We start from the raw sequence: 16,676 nt of genomic DNA, 5'->3' as shown, positions 1-16,676 counted from the left end.
GCACCTCGGAGAAGGCATGTCACGAGTCGCCGTCGTCGCCGGTGTCGGGCCCGGACTCGGTGCATCGCTCGCCCGAACGTTCGCCAGCGAGGGCTGTTCGGTCGCACTCCTCGCGCGTTCCGCGTCGTTCATCGACGAACTCGCCGCGGAACTGGACGAGACGGCGGGCGCGGGACTCGCCGTCCCGACGGACCTCACGGAACCCGACGAGATTCGGTCGGCGTTCGACGCGGTTCGCGAGGCGTTCGGCCCCGTCGACGTCCTCGTCAACCACGCGAGCGGGTCGGCCTGGAAGGGTCTGCGCGAACTCTCGGTCGAAGAACTCGACCACGCCGTGGCCGTCGGCGTCCGCGGCGCGTTCGTCTGCGCACAGGAGGCCGTCGACGACATGCTGGACGGCGACGACGCCGGTGGGACGGTCATCTTCACCGGCGCGACGTCGGCCGTCCGCGGCCGCGAGGGTGCCCTCGCGTTCTCCGCCGCGAAGTTCGGCGCGCGCGGGATGGCCGAGTCGATGGCGCGCGAGTTGGGCCCGAAGGGAGTCCACGTCGCCCACGTCGTCGTCGACGGCGGCATCCGCCCGCCGAACCGAGACGTCGGCGACGACGCCGACTATCTGGACCCCGACGCCATCGCCGAGACGTACTGGCACCTCGTCGAACAGGACCGGAGCGCGTGGACGCTCGAACTCGACCTCAGACCGCACGTCGAGGAGTTCTGAGGCGTTTCGGGGGCGACGATGTGGCGGTCCGGCGAGTCAGACGTGGTCGGTCAGGCCGCCGTCGACGCGGACGTTCTGTCCCGTCACGTAACTCGCGGCCGGCGAGAGCAGATAGGCGACGGTGTCGGCTATCTCGGCGGTTCGGGCCGGTCGGCCCATCGGGATTCGGTCGCGCGTCGCCGCGTCCACCTCGTAGCTGTCCACGAACCCCGGGAGCACCGCGTTCATCCGGATTCCCTCGCCCGCGTACCGGTCGGCGTACAGTTTCGTGAACGCCCCCAGTCCCGCACGGAGGACCGACGAGACGGGGAACTCTGCGCTCGGTTCGTACGCCGAGAACGTCGAGACGTTGACGAACGCGCCGCCGTCGCCCGCTCGCATGATGGGCGTGACGAGACGCGCCATCCGGACCGTGTTCAGGAGGACCAGGTCAAGTCCCTCGTGCCACGCGTCGTCGTCGAGCGAGAGGAGGTCACCCGTCGCCGGATGGCCCGTGTTGTTCACGACGGCGTCGATGCGGCCGTAGCGGTCGTGTGCGGCCTCGACGAGTGCCGCGAGGTCGTCGGGGTCGGTGACGGAGCCCTCGAACCCGACGCCGCCGAGTTCGTCGGCCACGTCGACGGCCGCCCCGGATTTCGAGAGGAGGACGGGCACGTAGCCGTCGTCCGCCAGTCGCCTCGCGCACGCCGCGCCGATTCCGCGTCCCGCCGCCGTCACGACGGCGACTCGGTCTGCGTCCATGGTCGTCACTCGCCGGGGCGGTGGATGTAGCTACCGAACGGAGACTCAGAGGCGGTCCAACACGGCGTCGGCATCGTACGCCAAAGAGAGCGACCGAGAGCGTCCGCGGCCCTCTATCTCGGCGTACTCGGTCTCGATGACGCCGAGTTGGTCGAGTTTGTTCACGATTTCCGAGTAGCGCGTGTAGCCGAGGTCCGTCGCCTCGTGGAAGCTTTCGTAGACGGTGCCGGCCTGTTCGCCGTCGTGTTCGGCGATGACGCGCACGAGGGCGCGTTCGGGGTCCGAGAGGCCGCGGAGACACCGCGAGAGGTGGACGTGTTTGGACTTGTCGTACGCCGCTTCGACGTCTTCGAGCGTGACGGTTCGACTGGCGCGCATCTCGGCGTGGAGGCCGGCGCGGCGAAGCAAGTCGATGCCGACGCGCAAGTCGCCGCTGTCGGCCGTGAGTTCGGCCACGCGGTCGAGTTCCGGGTCGCCGATGACGCCGTCGTGGAACCCGCGGCGCGCCCGGCCGCGGAGGATGTCGACTATCTCGTCGACGCCGTACACCGGGAAGTACACCTCTTCGGGCCGGAAGACGCTCTGCACGCGGCCGTCGAGTTCGTCGATGACGTCGAGCGAGAGGTCAGACGAGACGATGATGACGCCGATTCGCGCGCCCGAGTGCGTCTCGTGGGCGCGGAGCAGCGAGTACAGCGAGTCCGACGCCTCGTTCTCGTAGAACAGGTAGTTCACGTCGTCCAGGGCGACGGCCAAGACTTCGTCCTCCTCCACGAGTCGGTCGGTTATCTGCCCGAACAGCTTCTTGAACGAGATTCCAGACGACGGCGGCTCGTACTCGAAGATGTGCTCGAAGATGCGCGAGAAGACGGCGTAGCGCGTGGAGTCGACCTGACAGTTGACGCGGACGGTGCGGACGCCCGACTGTGCGCCGAGTTCGCCGTACAGTTTCTGGACGGCCGTCGTCTTCCCCGTTCCCGGCGGACCGCGGACGATGGTGTTGAGCGGACGGGACCCGCGGACGGCGGGGCGGAGCGCGTACTTGAGGCTCTGCAGTTGCGTCTCGCGGTGGTTGAACGTCTCCGGAACGTAGTCTATCTCGAAGACGTGCTCGTCGCGGAAGACCGTCTCGTCCCACGACAGCATCCCCTCTTCGGGGTCGTCCCTCATCGCTTGAATCACGAATAGCAGCGTACTTAACGGTTCCCCAGACCCGGAGTGAAAGTGAAATCGAAACGGAAACCGGTTACAGACGCCGAATTCAGTAATTCACTGCATCTTACCAATCCGGAGTGACGCCGCTTGGCAGACGGTCGTCTGCCGCGACGCCGAGGTCATAACTCCTGTCAGAACTTCTCCAGCAGGCGGTCGTAGAATCCCGAGGCGTCCTCGCCGGCCAGTTTCTCGACGATGAGTTCCGGCGTCGAACGCGCGAGGTGGTCCTTGACCGGCGAGCGGTTCACGACGAGTTCGCCGTCTGCCAGTCCGACGGCTTCGATTCCGTCGACGGCGACGCCGAACGTCGCCGCCTCGCGTATCTCGTCCGCGAGGTGGGAGACGAACACCGCCGTCGTCGCCTGGTCGTCCAGCGCTTCCAGAATCCCGGCGATTATCTTCGCGGACGCGCCGGGTTCGGTGATGCTCTCCAGTTCGTCCACGAGGACGAGGCGGTTCGTCTCGCCGTCGACGAGTTCGCGGAAGTCCCGAAGGGTGCTCTCGAACGCTCCGGCGTCGAGCGTCCCCTGCGATTTCGCGTAGTAGTGGAGTTCCGAGAAGCGTTCGAGTTCGACGCGTTCGGCGGGGACGGGCAGTCCCATGTGCGCGAGGACGACGACGAGTGCCACGAGGTCGAGCGTCGACGTCTTCCCGCCGGAGTTGACGCCGGAGAGGAGGGTGACGCCGGAGACGCCGTAGTCGACGGGGTCGACGGCGTCGAACGGCACGTCGAGGAGCGGTGAGCGGCCGCCGTCGATGCGGAATCCGTCGCCGTCGTCGTCTGCGGATTCGGCGTCGCTCCCGTCCGCGACGAACGCCGGGAAGGCGCAGTCGAAGTCGCGGGCGAACCGTGAGACGGCGAGTTCCACGTCGAGTTCGAGGGCGTCCGTGACCATCTCGTTCACCGGGTCGCGGAGGTCCGAGAGGTCCGCGGCGAGTTCGCGCTTCAGGCGGACGGCGCGGCGGTCGCGTCCGGTCTTCAACTCGGTTCGGAGTCGAGCGAGCATCTCCTCGTCGTACCCGACGGGGAACGAGGGGTCGTCGGTGAAGACCCGGGTGGCGATGTCGGCCTCCTCGGGTCTCAGCGACAGCGACTCCACGAGGTGGTCTCTGGCCGTCGCGACGGCGTCGGCGTACTGGTCTTCGAGTTCCCGCGAGAGCAACGAGTCGACGCGCGCGCCCTGTTCGACGAGCGAGAGGAAGTCGGTCCCCTCGATGGTCACGTCGCGTTCGCGGATGGCGTCGCGGAGGTGGTCGTTGGCGACGGACTCCGCAGTGGAGGCGGCGGCGTCCGCGTCGTCGACGGCGTTCACCAACCGGTCGAGTTCGTCGTCGCCGACGATGGTGCCGTCGTCGTCCAGTCGCGAGAGAGCGTCTCTGAGCGAGTCGAGGTCGCACGGCGCGTCGAGGCTCGCCACCTCGTGGACGTCCGCGGCGGCGTGGATGCGCGCGCGGTTCTGCGCGAAGAAGGCGAGGACCCGTTCGGGCACTATCTCGTCGGGATGCTCGGCCGCGTCGGGGCGGACGCGCACGTCGCCCTCTACGTCGACGCCCGCGAACGCCTCGTCTAAGGCGACGACGGTGGCGTACGAGCGAGCGAGTTCCGAGAGGCCCCGCGCGTCTTCGACGACTTCGACCGAGAGTTCGGGGAACGCGTCCTTCGCGGCGGCGTAGCGTTCGGCGTCGGCGGTGGCGAGACAGCGCTCGCGGACGCGGATTCCCGAGGCCGATTCGAGCGGTTCGACGCCGTCGAGGGCGGCGAGGACGTCCGCGTCCGGGTCTCGCTCGACGGCCGTCTCGGCGAACTCGCGGACCTCTTCGATTCGCGACGCCGAGGCGGTGGGGAAGAACGTCTCCAGTCGTTTCGCGGCGTACGTGGTGACGGTTCGGTCGCGGAGTAACGCGAGGACGTCGCGGTACACCTCCCGGGCGCGGTCGGTGGCGAGGAAGCCGCCGTCGTCGTCGTGCCGTCGTCGAATCGCGCCGCGGGCGATGGCCGCCGCCCGGCCCTCCGTGAGTCCCGGTGCGCGGGCCAGCGTCGCCACGTCGCCCGCGGCCAACGCTCGTTCGGCACCGTCGAGTTTCGACAGCGACTTCGCCGTCTTCTCCCCGACGCCGGGGATGGACTCGAACTCCATTCGCCGTGGAGTATCGCCCGACCAGACAAAACGTTACGGGTCCGCGGCGCTGTCAGGTGGCGGTTCGGGCCGTCAGACGCCTCAGCCGAAGCTCTCGACGTCGAGATACGCCTCGTCGACGCCGAGCGATTCGACCACGTCGGTCACGGGGTCGCACATCGCGCCGATACCGCAGACGTACACCTCCATCTCGTCGGGGTTCAGACGGGCGGGCGGGTTCGCGTTGGCGGTCGGTTCGGCCCCGGCGTACTCCGCGAACTCCTCGGGGAGGCCGCCCGTGTCGGTCGCGTCGCCGTCGAGGTAGCGCAGGAGGCAGTACTGGACGTAGTCGGTCTCCCCGGTCCAGTCGGTGAGCGACGTCTCGCGACTCAGCGTCGGGACGAAGTGGAAGTGCTCGCGTTCGTCGTCCATCGCGCGGAACGCCTCCCGATACGGCAGGTGGTCCTCCCAGGACGACCCGAGGAAGAGCCACACGTCTCGATTTTCCCCGTCGAACTCGTCCATCCCCTCCTCGAACAGGTAGTCGATCATGCTCTTGAACGGGGCGACGCCGGTTCCCGTGGCGACGAACACGACGTCGCGGTCGGACGGTTCTTTCAGCATGAGTTCGTCGCCGAACGGGCCGCGGACGAACAGGTCGTCGCCCGCTTCGAGTTCGTCGCACAGGTCGGGCGTGAGTTCGCCGCCGGGAACTCGCCGGATACAGAGTTCGACGTGGTCGCTGTTGGGCGAACTGGCGATGGAGTAGACGCGAGGCTCCTCGTCGTCGTAGCTGATTCGCGCGTACTGTCCGGGGACGTACTCGAACCCGGTGTCGTGCGGGTCGGTGCGCGACGCGCCCACCTCGAACCGGACACGGACTAACGACGGATACGGCATCCGCAGTCGGCCTCGCCACGCCTCCAAGTCGTCGCCGAGGACGTCCCCTCTGTCGGTCAACTCGGTGATGGCCTCCTCCCACCCGCTGTTCGGGTCCGCGAACGACCCCAACTCCTCCTCGCGACCGAGTCGGTTCCGGACGTCCTCGCGGCGCGAGTCGACGACCGACGCAATCTCCTCCTCGCGGTTCTCGTCCATCGGCGTCACGTCGAGGACGGTCGCCTCGTGGTTCTCTCTCTCCGCGTCGGCCGCGTCGGACTCGATAGATGAATCGACCGGCATTGCACGGCGATTCTCCGGCGAGCGTTGTGACGCTGACGGCAGAAAGAGCGACGGTGACGCCACCGGTGCGCCTCCGCGCGGGCGTCACCGCGCGTCGGCGTCGGTTTCGTCCGTCTCGTCCGGGTCGTCGACGCCGGGGAGGTGTTCTCGCGCGAAGTCGGTGAGTCGGTCCCAGCCGACGGTCTCTTCGACGTCGTCTATCACGTCGGCGACGGAGTCGTCCTCGTCGTGGGCGACTTCGCTTCGCCACTCGTCGGGTCGGTCCTCGGACTCGTGGTAGCCTTCGAGACGCCTGTTCCCCTCGTCGTCGAGGTAGATGGGCGTCCCGCGGGTACTCACGCCGAGAAGCGTCGCGTTGCCGGTCACGGCCGGGTAGCCGCCGAGTCCGTCGGCCGTGTCAGACGATTCGTCCGGGCCGGTTGGCTCGTGTCTTCGGGTCATAGTGAGCGTGAGGCGACGGCGGCGTCGGCCAGCACGGGCGCGCGACCGCGTCGACCGCGATTCGCGGCGCGGTGCGGCGCGGAGTCACGGCGGAGCGACGCCTCTCCGCGTGTGAACCGACGGAGGAGAGACGCCCGTGCTGGCAAGGGGATTGGCCGGGCGTCGGACCTCCGTCGAGGTGTTCGGGCGAACCGGCCCTGTTTCTTTTGGCTTCCGGGTCGGGGGCGTCGCCGAGGACAACGTACTTTTGCCGCTCCGCCGGATAGACGAGGTATGCTCGACGCGGACACGCCAGACGACTCTGACACGACGCCCGCCGAGAAGGCCGCGGCGGCGCGCACGTCGCTCGAAGCGCGAGACGGGGTGCTCGTCGCGTTCTCCGGCGGCGTCGACTCCGCCGTCGTCGCCGCACTCGCTCACGAGGCACTCGGCGACGACGCCGTCGCCTGCACCGCCAAGTCGGAAACGCTCCCGGCCGAAGAACTCGACGAGGCCCGCCGCGTCGCCGACGAGATAGGGATTCGTCACGAGGTGGTGGAGTTCTCCGAACTCGACAACCCCGACTTCGTCACGAACGACGGCGACCGGTGCTACCACTGCCGGACGATGCGCCTCGGCCGGATGTACGACGCCGCCCGCGAGATGGGCATCGAGACGGTCTGCGACGGGACGAACGCCTCCGACCCCGGCGAGGGCCACCGACCCGGGCTCCGCGCCGTCGAGGAGTTAGAGGTACTCTCGCCGCTTCTCAGTCACGGCGTCTCGAAAGACGAGGTCAGGGCCATCGCCGACGACTACGGCCTCTCGGTGGCCGACAAACCGTCGATGGCGTGTCTCTCCTCGCGCATCCCGACGGGCATCGAAGTGACCGAAGAGCGACTGACGCGCGTCGAGAAGGCCGAACGCGTCGTCCGCCAGTGGGGCTTCTCGCAGTTCCGCGTCCGCGACCACGACGGCCTCGCCCGCATCGAAGTCGCGAGCGAGGAGTTGGAGACGGCGCTGGACCCCGAGTTCGCCGACGCCGTCCGCGACCGACTCACCGACCTCGGGTTCGACCACGTGACGCTGGACCTCCACGGCTACCAGACGGGGAGCGTGAGTCCGGGGTCCGACGATGCCGACGACGAGGACGGCGACGACGACGAACCCCTCGTCGAGGACGTGTTCGCCACCGACTACCCGACGAAGTGACTCGCGTGTGCGCGCCGTGAGACCCCGGCGCGCGCGACAGTTATCCGCTCGAACAGCGTCTGAGAGCGTATGAGAGAGATTCGGACGACCGTCGAGATAGCCGCTCCGCCCGAGGCGGTGTGGGACGTCCTCACCGACTTCGACCGCTACCCCGAGTGGAACCCGTTCCTCCGTATCGCGGGCAAACCGAACGTCGGGTCGCACCCGCACGTCCGTCTGTCGCCGCCGAACGGTCGCGAGACGGGTTTCCGCCCCGAGATAGTCGTCGCCGACGCGAACCGCGAACTGCGGTGGCTCGGCCACCTGTTCGTCCCCGGTCTGTTCGACGGCGAGCACCGGTTCGTCCTCGAATCGCTCGACGGCGGCGAGCGAACTCGATTCGTCCACGCCGAGACGTTCACGGGCGTCCTCGCGGGACCCGTCCTCCGGTTCGTCGGCGACGACACGGAGGCGGGGTTCGTCGCGATGAACGAGGCGTTGAAACGCCGCGTCGAGGCGGGCGCTCCCGAGGTCGGTCCGCGCGCGCCGAGAACGACCTGAAGCCCAGCACTTTTCGTTCGGCGCGGCGACACGACACGACGTGACGCCCGTCCCCGGAGTCGGTTCAGTATGAGCGAGAACGTCCTCCAGCGCGGCGTTCGGAACGCCATCGCGTACCCTCGCGTCGTCTACCGACTCCTCTTTTTCGTCCTCGTCGTCTCGCTGCTCGTGACGTTCGGCTTTCCGCTGTACTGGCTCCTCGTCCTCGCCGTGACGCCGCCGTCCGCCGTCCACGGACTCGGCCTCGTCCCCGAGAGCGTGAGCGTGTCGAACTTCGCCGTCGTCGCCCTGTACTCGCCGTTTCTCAGACACCTGTTCAACGGACTCCTCGTGGCGACGCTCAGCACCGTCGTCGTCCTCGTCGTCGGGTCGCTCGCGGGGTACGCCTTCGGTCGCCTGGAGTTCCCCGGCCGCCGGCCGTTGCTCCTCGGCTTTCTCGTCGTCGCGTACTTCCCGCCCGCGTCGTTTCTCGCCCCCCTGTTCCACCTGTTCACCGGCGTCGAGGTGGCGGTGGGGCCGGTGACGCTCTCGTCGCCGACGCTGTACAACACGCCGGGGGCCGTGGTCCTCCCGACGACGATGCTGACGCTCCCCCTGGCAATCTACGTGCTGACGACGTTCTACGCGCAGATACCGGACGAACTGGAGGCCGCCGCCCGCGTCGAAGGGACGACCAGACTCGGCGCGTTCCGGCGCGTCGTCCTCCCGCTCGCGCGACCCGGCATCGCCGCGGCGGGCGTGCTCACGTTCGTGCAGGTGTACAACGAGTTCTTCTTCTCGTATCTGATGACCGACGGCGACCCGAGACACTGGGCTCCGCTCGCACCGTTCGTCTACGGGCTTCGCTACTCGGAGGCCGTGTTCGGTGCCGCCGCCGCCGTCCTCGGGTTGGCACCCATCGTCGTCGTCGTCCTCGTCGCGAACGACTACCTCGTGGAGGGACTGGCGGCGACGGTTCCGGTCGGGAAGTGACTCCGCAGGCGACGCAGACGGGGGGACGGCGGCCGGGCGGTCAGTTCCCGGTCCACCGCAGGAGGAACAGCGTCCCCTCGAACAGGGTAATCATCGTCGCCGCGATGATGATGGGGGCCATCCCCGTCGGGTCGGGACTGACGAAGAACGCCAGTCCGAGGAACGACGCCCAAAAGAGGAGGCGACGGGCCACCAGCCACTCCCGCGTGACGAGGTTCATCATGATGGCGAGCATGATGAACAGCGGAATCTGGAAGATGATGGCGTTGTAGCCCATCAAGATGAGGATGAGGTTGAACGTCTCCTTCAGACCGAACGCGATGACGGCCGTGCCCGTGGTGTAGGAGGTGAAGTACGCGAAGATGGCGGGGAGGACGATGAAGTGCGCGAACGCGATACCGATGAACGCGAGGACGAGGCTCGTCGGGACGGCCGCGAGGTAGTAGCGTCGCTCCTTGGGGAACAACCCGGGGCGCATGAACAGGTACGTCTCGTAGACGAACACCGGGAGGCCGATGACGAGGCCCGCGAGGCCGGCGACTTTCAGTTCGGTCAAGACGAGTTCGAGGGGGCCGTAGATGCGCGGCCGGCGTTCGGCCATCTCGGGCGCCCCGGGGATGTGTTTGTCCCAGAGGAAGTTGATGACGTCCGTCGAACTCACGAGATTGAGGTTCAGCGCCGAGTTCGCCAAGTCGGCGCCGGGGTAGAGGACGAGCGTAATCAGGCCGCCGATGGCGAACACGACGGCGAGGCGGTGGACCATCTCCTCGATGTGGTCCGCGAGCGGCATCTCCTGGTCCGTCTCGGGGCCGTCGCCGAGTATCCCGTCGTCGTCGAACTCGCCGGACTCCTCCATGAAGTCCTCGCGAGTCCCGGTGGCGACGGCGGGCGCGCCGCCGTCGGTGTCGGCGATGGTCTCCTCGTCGTCTGCTGTCAGCCCCATCTCCTCGGGCGTCTTCGTCTCCGGCGGGTCGTAGTCCGAGGGGACGAAGTCCGCGCGTCGGTCATCGTCGTCTGCGGACTCCTCGCCGTCTCCGTCGTCCGTGTCGGCGTCGTCCGTCGACGCCGTCGCCTCGGCGATGGTCTCCTCGTCCGGCGGCGGGATGAGCCCCTCGCGTTCGAGGTTCGCGGCCTCGGCGTCGTCTTCGGTTTCCGTCTCGGGTTCGAGTTCGGCAGCGGCAGTGTCTTCCGAGGAGTCGTCTTCGCCATCGGTGCTCTCCGAAGAATCGTCGCCGACCGTCTCGACGTCGTCGGGGTCGACGTCCGCTCCGGGGCGACCGTCCGACGTCGCGGCGATATCCGGGGCGTCGGCCCGCTCTGCGGGGTCAGAATCGTCGTCTGCGTCCGTCGATTCGGTCTCCTCGGCGGCGTCTGAAACGCCGGCGTCGTCCCTCTCCGTGTCCGCCGATGCCGCGTCCGGTTCGTCGGTCGGCGTCGCGGACGACTCGGGCGTCTCGTGGTCCGCGGTCGAACCGTCGGACTCGTCGGCGTCCGGCGAGGATCGGTCCGACTCCGAATCGTCGGCCATTCACCAGTGATTCACCGCCCGGTCGTTATAGGCCTTTCCGGATGGCCGCGCCGCCGGTGAAAAAGATTGATAACCGCGAGACGGCTTTCGTCGGGTATGTCTAGCGCGCTCGACGAGGATACCCGCCGCGCGATCGACGGCGGTCGCGAGACCGCCGGTGCGATGTTGCGCGCGGCGCAGAAGGACCTCCAGAAGGTCTTCATCGTGTTCCTCGTCGGTTTCCTCGGAACGTTCTACGCGCTTCGCCTCTACGTCTGGGGCTTCCTCGAATCGGTCACCAGGCGGAACATGAACGAGGCGCTGAGCGGACAGGTTCAAATCATCGCTCAGACGCCGTTCGACGTGGTGCTGTTGCAGGCGAAGATCGGACTGGTGACCGGTCTCATCCTCGCCACGCCGATATTCATCTACTACTCGCGCGACGCCCTCCGAGAGCGCGGGGCGTGGCCCGAGACGCCGGTGCCGCGGTGGAAACTCGCGCTCATCGCCGCCGGGATGGTCACGCTGTTCACCGCCGGCGTCGCCTACGGCTACTTCTTCTTCTTCCCCATCACCTTCCAGTTCCTCGCGCAGGCGACGGTGAACATCGGGTTCGAGCCGACGTACTCCATCGTCAAGTGGGCGCAGTTCATGTTCCTCCTGACCGTCTCGTTCGGCCTCGCGAGCCAACTTCCGCTGGTGATGACGCTCCTGTCGTACGCCGAAATCGTCCCGTACGAGACGTTCCGTGACAAGTGGCGCTACGCCGTCGTCGCCGTGTTCGCCGCGGGTGCGATGTTCACTCCGCCGGACCCGTTCACGCAGATTCTCTGGGCCGTGCCCGTCCTCGCGCTGTACGGCTTCAGCCTCTACCTCTCGAAGATAGTCGTCACGGCTCGACGCGGGAGCGAACAGCTCGACTTCCGGAACGCGGTGACGAAACGCTGGAACGTCGTCGCCGGGAGCGCCGCCCTCGGCGGTGCCGCGGTCTACCTGTTCTACACCTACGGCGGCGACGACGCGGTCAACCGCGGACTCGCACTCGTCGACAGCGGTTACGTCGTCCTCCCCCTCGGGAGCACGTTCGGCCTCCCCCCGCGGACGGAACTCGTCGTCTGGTCGGTGCTCGGCGGCCTGGTCCTCTTCCTCTTCGGCCTCGGCTACGCCGTCTACAAAGACATCGAGGAGTCCGTCGGTCCGCTCGAACGCGGCGTGGGCGACCCTTCGAAGATAGCCGTCGAGGACCTGGACGTGGCGGGCGTCCGCGCCGCCCCGCCCGAGGTGTTCGCGGACCTCTCGGAGGACGAGGCGATGGGACTCGCGGGCGACGCCTTGGACGCCGGCGACAACGAGAAGGCGCAGGCCATCCTCGACCGGTTCGACGAGGCCGAGGAGACGCGCGAGGCCGACGAGGCGGCGGGAGAGACCGAGCAGTCGGACGGCATCGAAGACAGAGCGACGCGCGCCGGCGGGACGTTCTTAGACGAACTCACCGACGGCGAGTCCGACGAGGACGACATCGGCGGCTACTACAAGGACATCACGTTCATCTTAGAGACGATCACCTCGAAGACGTTCTGGCTGGCCGTCGTCTTCATGGGGACGATGGCGACGACGTTCACGGCGCTGTACGCCGGCGGGCTGAAAATCGTCTACGAAAACTTCCTCAGTCGCCTGCCGGACGCCGTGACGCCCGACGAGGTGCTGAACGTCGTCGCCCTCCACCCGATGGAGGCGCTGGTGTTCGAGGTGAAGTTCTCCGTCCTCGTCGCGGTCATCGTCACGCTCCCGTTCGTCGCGTTCTTCGCGTGGCCCGCGCTTCGCGAACGCAACATCGTCCGTCGTCGCCGAGCGACGGTGTTCATCTGGGTCGGCTCTCTCACCTTCGGTCTGCTCGGCGGGTTCGTCCTCGGGTACTTCTACGTCGCTCCCGGCGTCATCTCGTGGTTGGTGAACGACGCGGTGCAGGCGAACATGCTCGTCTCCTACCGCATCACCGACTTCTTCTGGCTCATCTTCTTCACGACGGGCGGTATCGGCATCCTCGCGGACATCCCCATCCTGATGCTGTTGCTGAACGGAGGGGGAATCACCTACCAGACGATGCGGAACCGCTGGCGCGAGGTGACCGTCGGCTTGCTGGCGTTCGCCGCGGTGTTCACCCCCGCCGACATCATCACGATGTTCATCGTCACGATTCCGCTGATGGCCGCCTACGGCGTCGGCCTCGGCGTCCTCTTCGTCGTCACCCTCGGCGGCCGTCGGAACCTCGCGCCCGCCCGCGGAACGGCGTGAGACCGAGGAGGTATTCTCCCACGAATATCTCGACGAGCATCTCGACCCCGAGAGAGCCGACGAGCGAACGTCGGCTCGGGTATAAAGGCGTAAGTATGACGCAGATAATCCACGGGTATGTCCAAGATAAGCGTCGAGATACCCGACGAGTTACTCGCGGACTTAGACGAGCACGTGGGCGACGACAAGAAGTTCGTCAACCGGAGCGACGCCATCCGGGCGTCCGTCCGCAAGACGCTCGACATCTTAGACGAGATAGACGAACGACACGGCAGACTCGAACATGAGTGACGGCCTCGACGCCGGACAGGTCGGCCTCCTCGCGCTGTTCGTCACCGCGCTGACGACGGCGCAACTCACCGCCTCGAAACTGCTCGCAATCCCCGTCCCCGACGCCCTCGGGTCGCTCCCCGTCGTCGGCGCGACGATACTGATGCCGGGGGCCGCGCTAGCGTACGCGCTCACCTTCTTCGCCTCCGACTGCTACTCGGAACTGTACGGCCAGCGTCCGACGCAGGTGATGGTCAACGTCGGCTTCGCGATGAACTTCGTCCTCCTCGCACTCGTCTGGGGGACCATCTTCGCGCCCGCGGCGAACCCCGAGTTCGCCGGGCAGTTCCGTACCGTCCTCGCCTCGGGGACGAACATCGTGGCGGGGAGTCTCCTCGCGTACCTCGTCAGTCAGAACTGGGACGTCCTCGTCTTCCACCGCATCCGCGAACTGACGGGCGACGGCCACCTCTGGCTCCGGAACATCGCTTCCACGGCGACGAGTCAGGCGCTGGACACCGTCATCTTCGTCACCGTCGCCTTCTACGTCGCCCCTCGCGTCCTCGGCATCGGCGAGGCGCTCCCGACGGGCGTCGTCGTCGCCCTCGTCGTCGGGCAGTACCTCCTGAAACTGCTCATCGCGCTCCTCGACACGCCGTTCGTCTACGCCGTCGTCGCTCTTCTCGGCGGCGGCCGGCAGAGCGAACGCGACGCGTGGGCGTTGGAGTGAGACCGAGGGCGAACGGCGCGTAGAATCGACGTTCAAGGGTAGCCGTCCGTCGAGGACACCGACGAGAAGAGCCCATCGAACACGTGTTTCTGTGCCATCCGGAGATGTTCGGACACCGTCGAACTGGCGAGACCGAGTTCGTCGGCGATTTCGGCCGTCGACACCGCCCGCGGCGTCTCGAAGTACCCCATCCCGTGGGCGGTCCGAATCGTCTCGAACTGTCGCTCCGTCATCCCCGAGAGGAGTGAGTCTCGCTGTTCCGCGGCAGTGAGAGACGGTGCAGTCCGGGACGTCTGTCGACGAGCCACGAGCGTCGCGTCGGGATACTGTTCGAGGAAGGCACGGATGACGTTCGAGGCGTCGATGTGCGGGGGTACTTCTGCGACTACGCGCCCGGACCCCGCCTGCGCGGATATCTGCTTGACGACCGACTCCGAGTCCGCGAGCGACGTCGCGATGGGTGAGGTAGAGACGAACGCGAAGAGCGACCGGTCGGTGGCCTCGTCCGTTCGGAGGAGTCTGGCCTCCGAGAGCACCGGCGTTCCGGCGGCGAGTTCGAGCACGCGTTCGGGGTCGGCACCGGTGACCGTGACGAACTCCAGGACGGACCCGTCCGAGCGCTGTTGGAGTTCTTCGAGCCGAAGGTGACACGACGCCGCCCGCGAGGCTTCGACCAAGAACAGGTCGCCCTCCAACTCGAACTCCAGTTCGACGACGGACGCTTCGACGGTCATGGTAGCTGCGATACCGTACTCGCGCTTTGGTGTTGTGGATACGTTCAGCCACTGCCTATAAGAACTCTGACAGGCCGGACACGTCCGGGTATACGAATATACTGTTCGACATATCCCGATACATATGGAGAAGCCAGAAAGACTCGTGTCGCTGAAAGTCGTTCTGGTCGTCGTTCTCGTCACGGCCGCCGGAACCTCCGCGGCGACGACGGTGTTGGTCCGAAACCCCGCCACAATCGTCCCCGCAACGGGAACCGTACAGGTCGACGACGACCTGACTATCGACTCACAGCAACTGAGCTACGAGGGAATCAACGTCACCGGGGCAACGGTGGTAGTGAACAACACCGGAGCGAGCGAACACACGGGGACGGTCCACGTGAGACTCGTCGACGACGGCGCGACGCTTGCGACCGAGACGACGAGCGAGACGACGTTCGCCGCAGGGGCAACGAAATCCGTCGACGTCTCGTTCGGCGGGAACTACAGCGTCGCGAACGTTACCGGTATCGAGGTCGTCGTCCAACGGACGGGATGACGCGACGGGTCGGCGTCGCCACGCTCCTCTTGCTTCTCGCGGCGACGACAGCGCAGGCGATTCCGGTCGCGACGGACGCGGAAGGCGTCGAACAGACGCGCACGCAGAGCGTGGGCGACCAGACGTTGGTCGTCGAAGGCTTCACCACGACCTACGACGCCGGGAACGTCACGGCCGTCACCGTCGTCGTGAACAACACGGGACAGAGCCTCAGCGCCGACGTGACGGTACAAATCGTCGGTCCCGACGGGGGTGTCCGAGCCAGTGGCGTCGTGTCCGGCGTCGTGGTCGCTCCGGGGAGGAACGAGTACGTCGTCACCCTCGACGGTGCGGTGCCGCCGCGGAATCGACTCCGGACGGAGGTCAGCGTCGAACGGACGCTGTGAACGGGGTTCGGACGCCTAAAAGTCAACCCGCAGACAAACTCGTTTATGTTCCGTGATACCGTACGCCACTCATGGTGGGCGAGCGACGGGTACGACTGACAGAGGGGCACTGCATGGAGAACGGACTCCACTGCCCGGCGTGTGGCACGTACACGACGATATCGGATATCATCGCGACCGGTCAGTGTCGAAACGGCGGCGGACGGGGCGACTGCGACGTCCACCTGCACGTCGACGTCGTAATCGAAGACTGAGAACCGACGGCTGCGACGCACCCGAAAAGAGACTGTCGAGAGCCTCGGCGCTACTCGTCGACGCGTTCTGCGAAGCCGAAGTTCGGCTTCAGGTCGGTGACGCGGACGCGAACTTCGTCGCCCGTCTCCGTCCCCGAGACGAACAGCGTGTAGCCGTCCACCTTGGCGATGCCGTCGCCTTCGCTCCCCACGTCGTGGATGACCACGTCGAGTTCGTCGCCCTTCGCGACGGGCGCGGTGATGCGGTGTTTCGCGACGAGGTACTGTTCGGAGGACTCGTCGCGGGAGGCGTCCGGGCGAATCGAGCGGACGTACTGGAACTCCTCTTCGACGTCGGCGCGGAACGGCGCGAGGTCCTGCCCGTCGAACACCTTCACCGCGAAGTCGCCGCCGGCGGGGAGCAGTTCGAGTGCCACCTCGAACGCCTGCCGCGCGAGGTGAATCGAACGCGCGTGGTCCAGCGAGTACTCGCCGGTCATGTTCGGTGCCATGTCGGAGATGACCACGTCCGCGCCCTCCGCGCCGATTCGTTCCTTGAGGCGGTCTTTGGTCCCCTCGTCGGTCATGTCGCCTTTGATGGTCTCGACGTTCTCCGCGTCCAAATCGCGGATGCGCTGGAAGTCGACGCCGACGACGGTTCCCCGTTCGCCCACCGCTTCGGCGGCGACCTGAAGCCACCCGCCGGGGGCGGCACCCAAGTCGACGACGGTGTTGCCGGGGCCGAACAGGCCCGCCTCTTCGTCCAACTGCTTCAGCTTGTACGCAGACCGGGTTCGGTAGCCCTCCTGCTTCGCTTTGTTGTAGTAGTGGTCCTTTCGGGCCATGGTCAGTTGCAGGCTCTA

At 67.0% G+C, this 16,676-nt stretch carries 18 protein-coding genes; 10 read left to right on the top strand and 8 right to left on the bottom strand.

Annotated features, from left to right (window positions below):
* The first annotated feature begins 16 nt into the window (after window positions 1-16).
* Entirely contained in the window at window positions 17-721 is a 705-nt protein-coding gene (locus BM282_RS01585; protein WP_089876146.1) for an SDR family NAD(P)-dependent oxidoreductase, read from the top strand.
* 36 nt (window positions 722-757) lie between these two features.
* On the opposite strand, the gene BM282_RS01580 is transcribed toward BM282_RS01585, so the two are convergent.
* The 5 genes from BM282_RS01580 to BM282_RS01560 form a co-directional block, all read right to left on the bottom strand.
* Window positions 758-1,462 (bottom strand): SDR family oxidoreductase, encoded by a 705-nt coding sequence (locus BM282_RS01580; protein WP_089876144.1) that lies wholly within the window; start codon window positions 1,460-1,462, stop codon window positions 758-760.
* 45 nt (window positions 1,463-1,507) lie between these two features.
* The gene (locus BM282_RS01575) at window positions 1,508-2,632 is read right to left on the bottom strand and encodes an ORC1-type DNA replication protein (protein ID WP_089876142.1); all 1,125 of its coding nucleotides are present in this window, start codon (window positions 2,630-2,632) and stop codon (window positions 1,508-1,510) included.
* A 176-nt stretch (window positions 2,633-2,808) separates the two neighbouring features.
* Window positions 2,809-4,815, bottom strand: a complete 2,007-nt coding sequence (locus BM282_RS01570; RefSeq protein ID WP_089876140.1) for a MutS-related protein — start codon at window positions 4,813-4,815, stop codon at window positions 2,809-2,811.
* 81 nt (window positions 4,816-4,896) lie between these two features.
* On the bottom strand, window positions 4,897-5,976 hold the full coding sequence (locus BM282_RS01565; protein ID WP_089876138.1) for an FAD-binding oxidoreductase: 1,080 nt from the start codon (window positions 5,974-5,976) through the stop codon (window positions 4,897-4,899).
* An 84-nt stretch (window positions 5,977-6,060) separates the two neighbouring features.
* Window positions 6,061-6,417, bottom strand: coding sequence for a hypothetical protein (locus tag BM282_RS01560; protein ID WP_089876136.1), 357 nt, complete (start codon window positions 6,415-6,417; stop codon window positions 6,061-6,063).
* 273 nt (window positions 6,418-6,690) lie between these two features.
* Here BM282_RS01560 and larE point away from each other — a divergent pair, with 273 nt between their 5' ends.
* From larE to BM282_RS01545, 3 genes are all read left to right on the top strand, one after another.
* Window positions 6,691-7,608: an ATP-dependent sacrificial sulfur transferase LarE gene (gene larE, locus BM282_RS01555; protein ID WP_089876134.1), complete on the top strand. Its 918-nt coding sequence runs from the start codon at window positions 6,691-6,693 to the stop codon at window positions 7,606-7,608.
* 69 nt (window positions 7,609-7,677) lie between these two features.
* Window positions 7,678-8,148, top strand: a complete 471-nt coding sequence (locus BM282_RS01550; protein WP_089876132.1) for an SRPBCC domain-containing protein — start codon at window positions 7,678-7,680, stop codon at window positions 8,146-8,148.
* A 69-nt stretch (window positions 8,149-8,217) separates the two neighbouring features.
* Complete coding sequence (locus tag BM282_RS01545; RefSeq protein WP_089876130.1) at window positions 8,218-9,120, top strand: carbohydrate ABC transporter permease; 903 nt, start codon at window positions 8,218-8,220, stop codon at window positions 9,118-9,120.
* Window positions 9,121-9,160: 40 nt separating this feature from the next.
* Here BM282_RS01545 and BM282_RS01540 read toward each other — a convergent pair whose 3' ends face one another.
* Window positions 9,161-10,648 carry a twin-arginine translocase subunit TatC gene (locus BM282_RS01540; RefSeq protein ID WP_089876128.1) on the bottom strand — a complete coding sequence of 496 codons (1,488 nt, stop codon included), beginning with the start codon at window positions 10,646-10,648 and terminating at the stop codon, window positions 9,161-9,163.
* Between the two features lie 96 nt (window positions 10,649-10,744).
* On the opposite strand from BM282_RS01540, the gene tatC reads away from it, so the two are divergent.
* The 3 genes from tatC to BM282_RS01525 all read left to right on the top strand — a co-directional run bounded on the left by tatC (window position 10,745) and on the right by BM282_RS01525 (window position 13,922).
* Window positions 10,745-12,922 (top strand): twin-arginine translocase subunit TatC, encoded by a 2,178-nt coding sequence (tatC, locus tag BM282_RS01535; RefSeq protein WP_089876127.1) that lies wholly within the window; start codon window positions 10,745-10,747, stop codon window positions 12,920-12,922.
* 117 nt (window positions 12,923-13,039) lie between these two features.
* Window positions 13,040-13,213, top strand: coding sequence for a ribbon-helix-helix domain-containing protein (locus BM282_RS01530; protein WP_089876125.1), 174 nt, complete (start codon window positions 13,040-13,042; stop codon window positions 13,211-13,213).
* Window positions 13,206-13,922, top strand: a complete 717-nt coding sequence (locus BM282_RS01525; protein ID WP_089876123.1) for a queuosine precursor transporter — start codon at window positions 13,206-13,208, stop codon at window positions 13,920-13,922. Before BM282_RS01530 ends, BM282_RS01525 begins: the two co-directional genes overlap by 8 nt.
* Before the next feature lie 32 nt (window positions 13,923-13,954).
* Here BM282_RS01525 and BM282_RS01520 read toward each other — a convergent pair whose 3' ends face one another.
* Window positions 13,955-14,656, bottom strand: a complete 702-nt coding sequence (locus BM282_RS01520; protein WP_089876121.1) for a helix-turn-helix domain-containing protein — start codon at window positions 14,654-14,656, stop codon at window positions 13,955-13,957.
* Between the two features lie 124 nt (window positions 14,657-14,780).
* Between BM282_RS01520 and BM282_RS01515 the strand changes: the two genes are divergently transcribed.
* The 3 genes from BM282_RS01515 (at window position 14,781) to BM282_RS01505 (ending at window position 15,834) form a co-directional block, all read left to right on the top strand.
* Window positions 14,781-15,194 carry a hypothetical protein gene (locus tag BM282_RS01515; protein ID WP_089876119.1) on the top strand — a complete coding sequence of 138 codons (414 nt, stop codon included), beginning with the start codon at window positions 14,781-14,783 and terminating at the stop codon, window positions 15,192-15,194.
* Window positions 15,191-15,580, top strand: coding sequence for a hypothetical protein (locus tag BM282_RS01510; RefSeq protein WP_089876117.1), 390 nt, complete (start codon window positions 15,191-15,193; stop codon window positions 15,578-15,580). Before BM282_RS01515 ends, BM282_RS01510 begins: the two co-directional genes overlap by 4 nt.
* Before the next feature lie 71 nt (window positions 15,581-15,651).
* On the top strand, window positions 15,652-15,834 hold the full coding sequence (locus BM282_RS01505) for a hypothetical protein (protein WP_089876115.1): 183 nt from the start codon (window positions 15,652-15,654) through the stop codon (window positions 15,832-15,834).
* Window positions 15,835-15,884: 50 nt separating this feature from the next.
* Here the strand turns inward: BM282_RS01505 and BM282_RS01500 are convergent, their stop codons facing one another.
* Window positions 15,885-16,658: a 23S rRNA (uridine(2552)-2'-O)-methyltransferase gene (locus BM282_RS01500; protein ID WP_089876113.1), complete on the bottom strand. Its 774-nt coding sequence runs from the start codon at window positions 16,656-16,658 to the stop codon at window positions 15,885-15,887.
* Window positions 16,659-16,676: the final 18 nt, after the last annotated feature.

This window comes from Halogeometricum limi (assembly GCF_900115785.1).
GTDB classification, from domain to species: Archaea; Halobacteriota; Halobacteria; order Halobacteriales; family Haloferacaceae; genus Halogeometricum; species Halogeometricum limi.
Note: the sequence above shows the minus strand (reverse complement) of the source record. Positions and strands in the feature narration are given on the sequence as shown.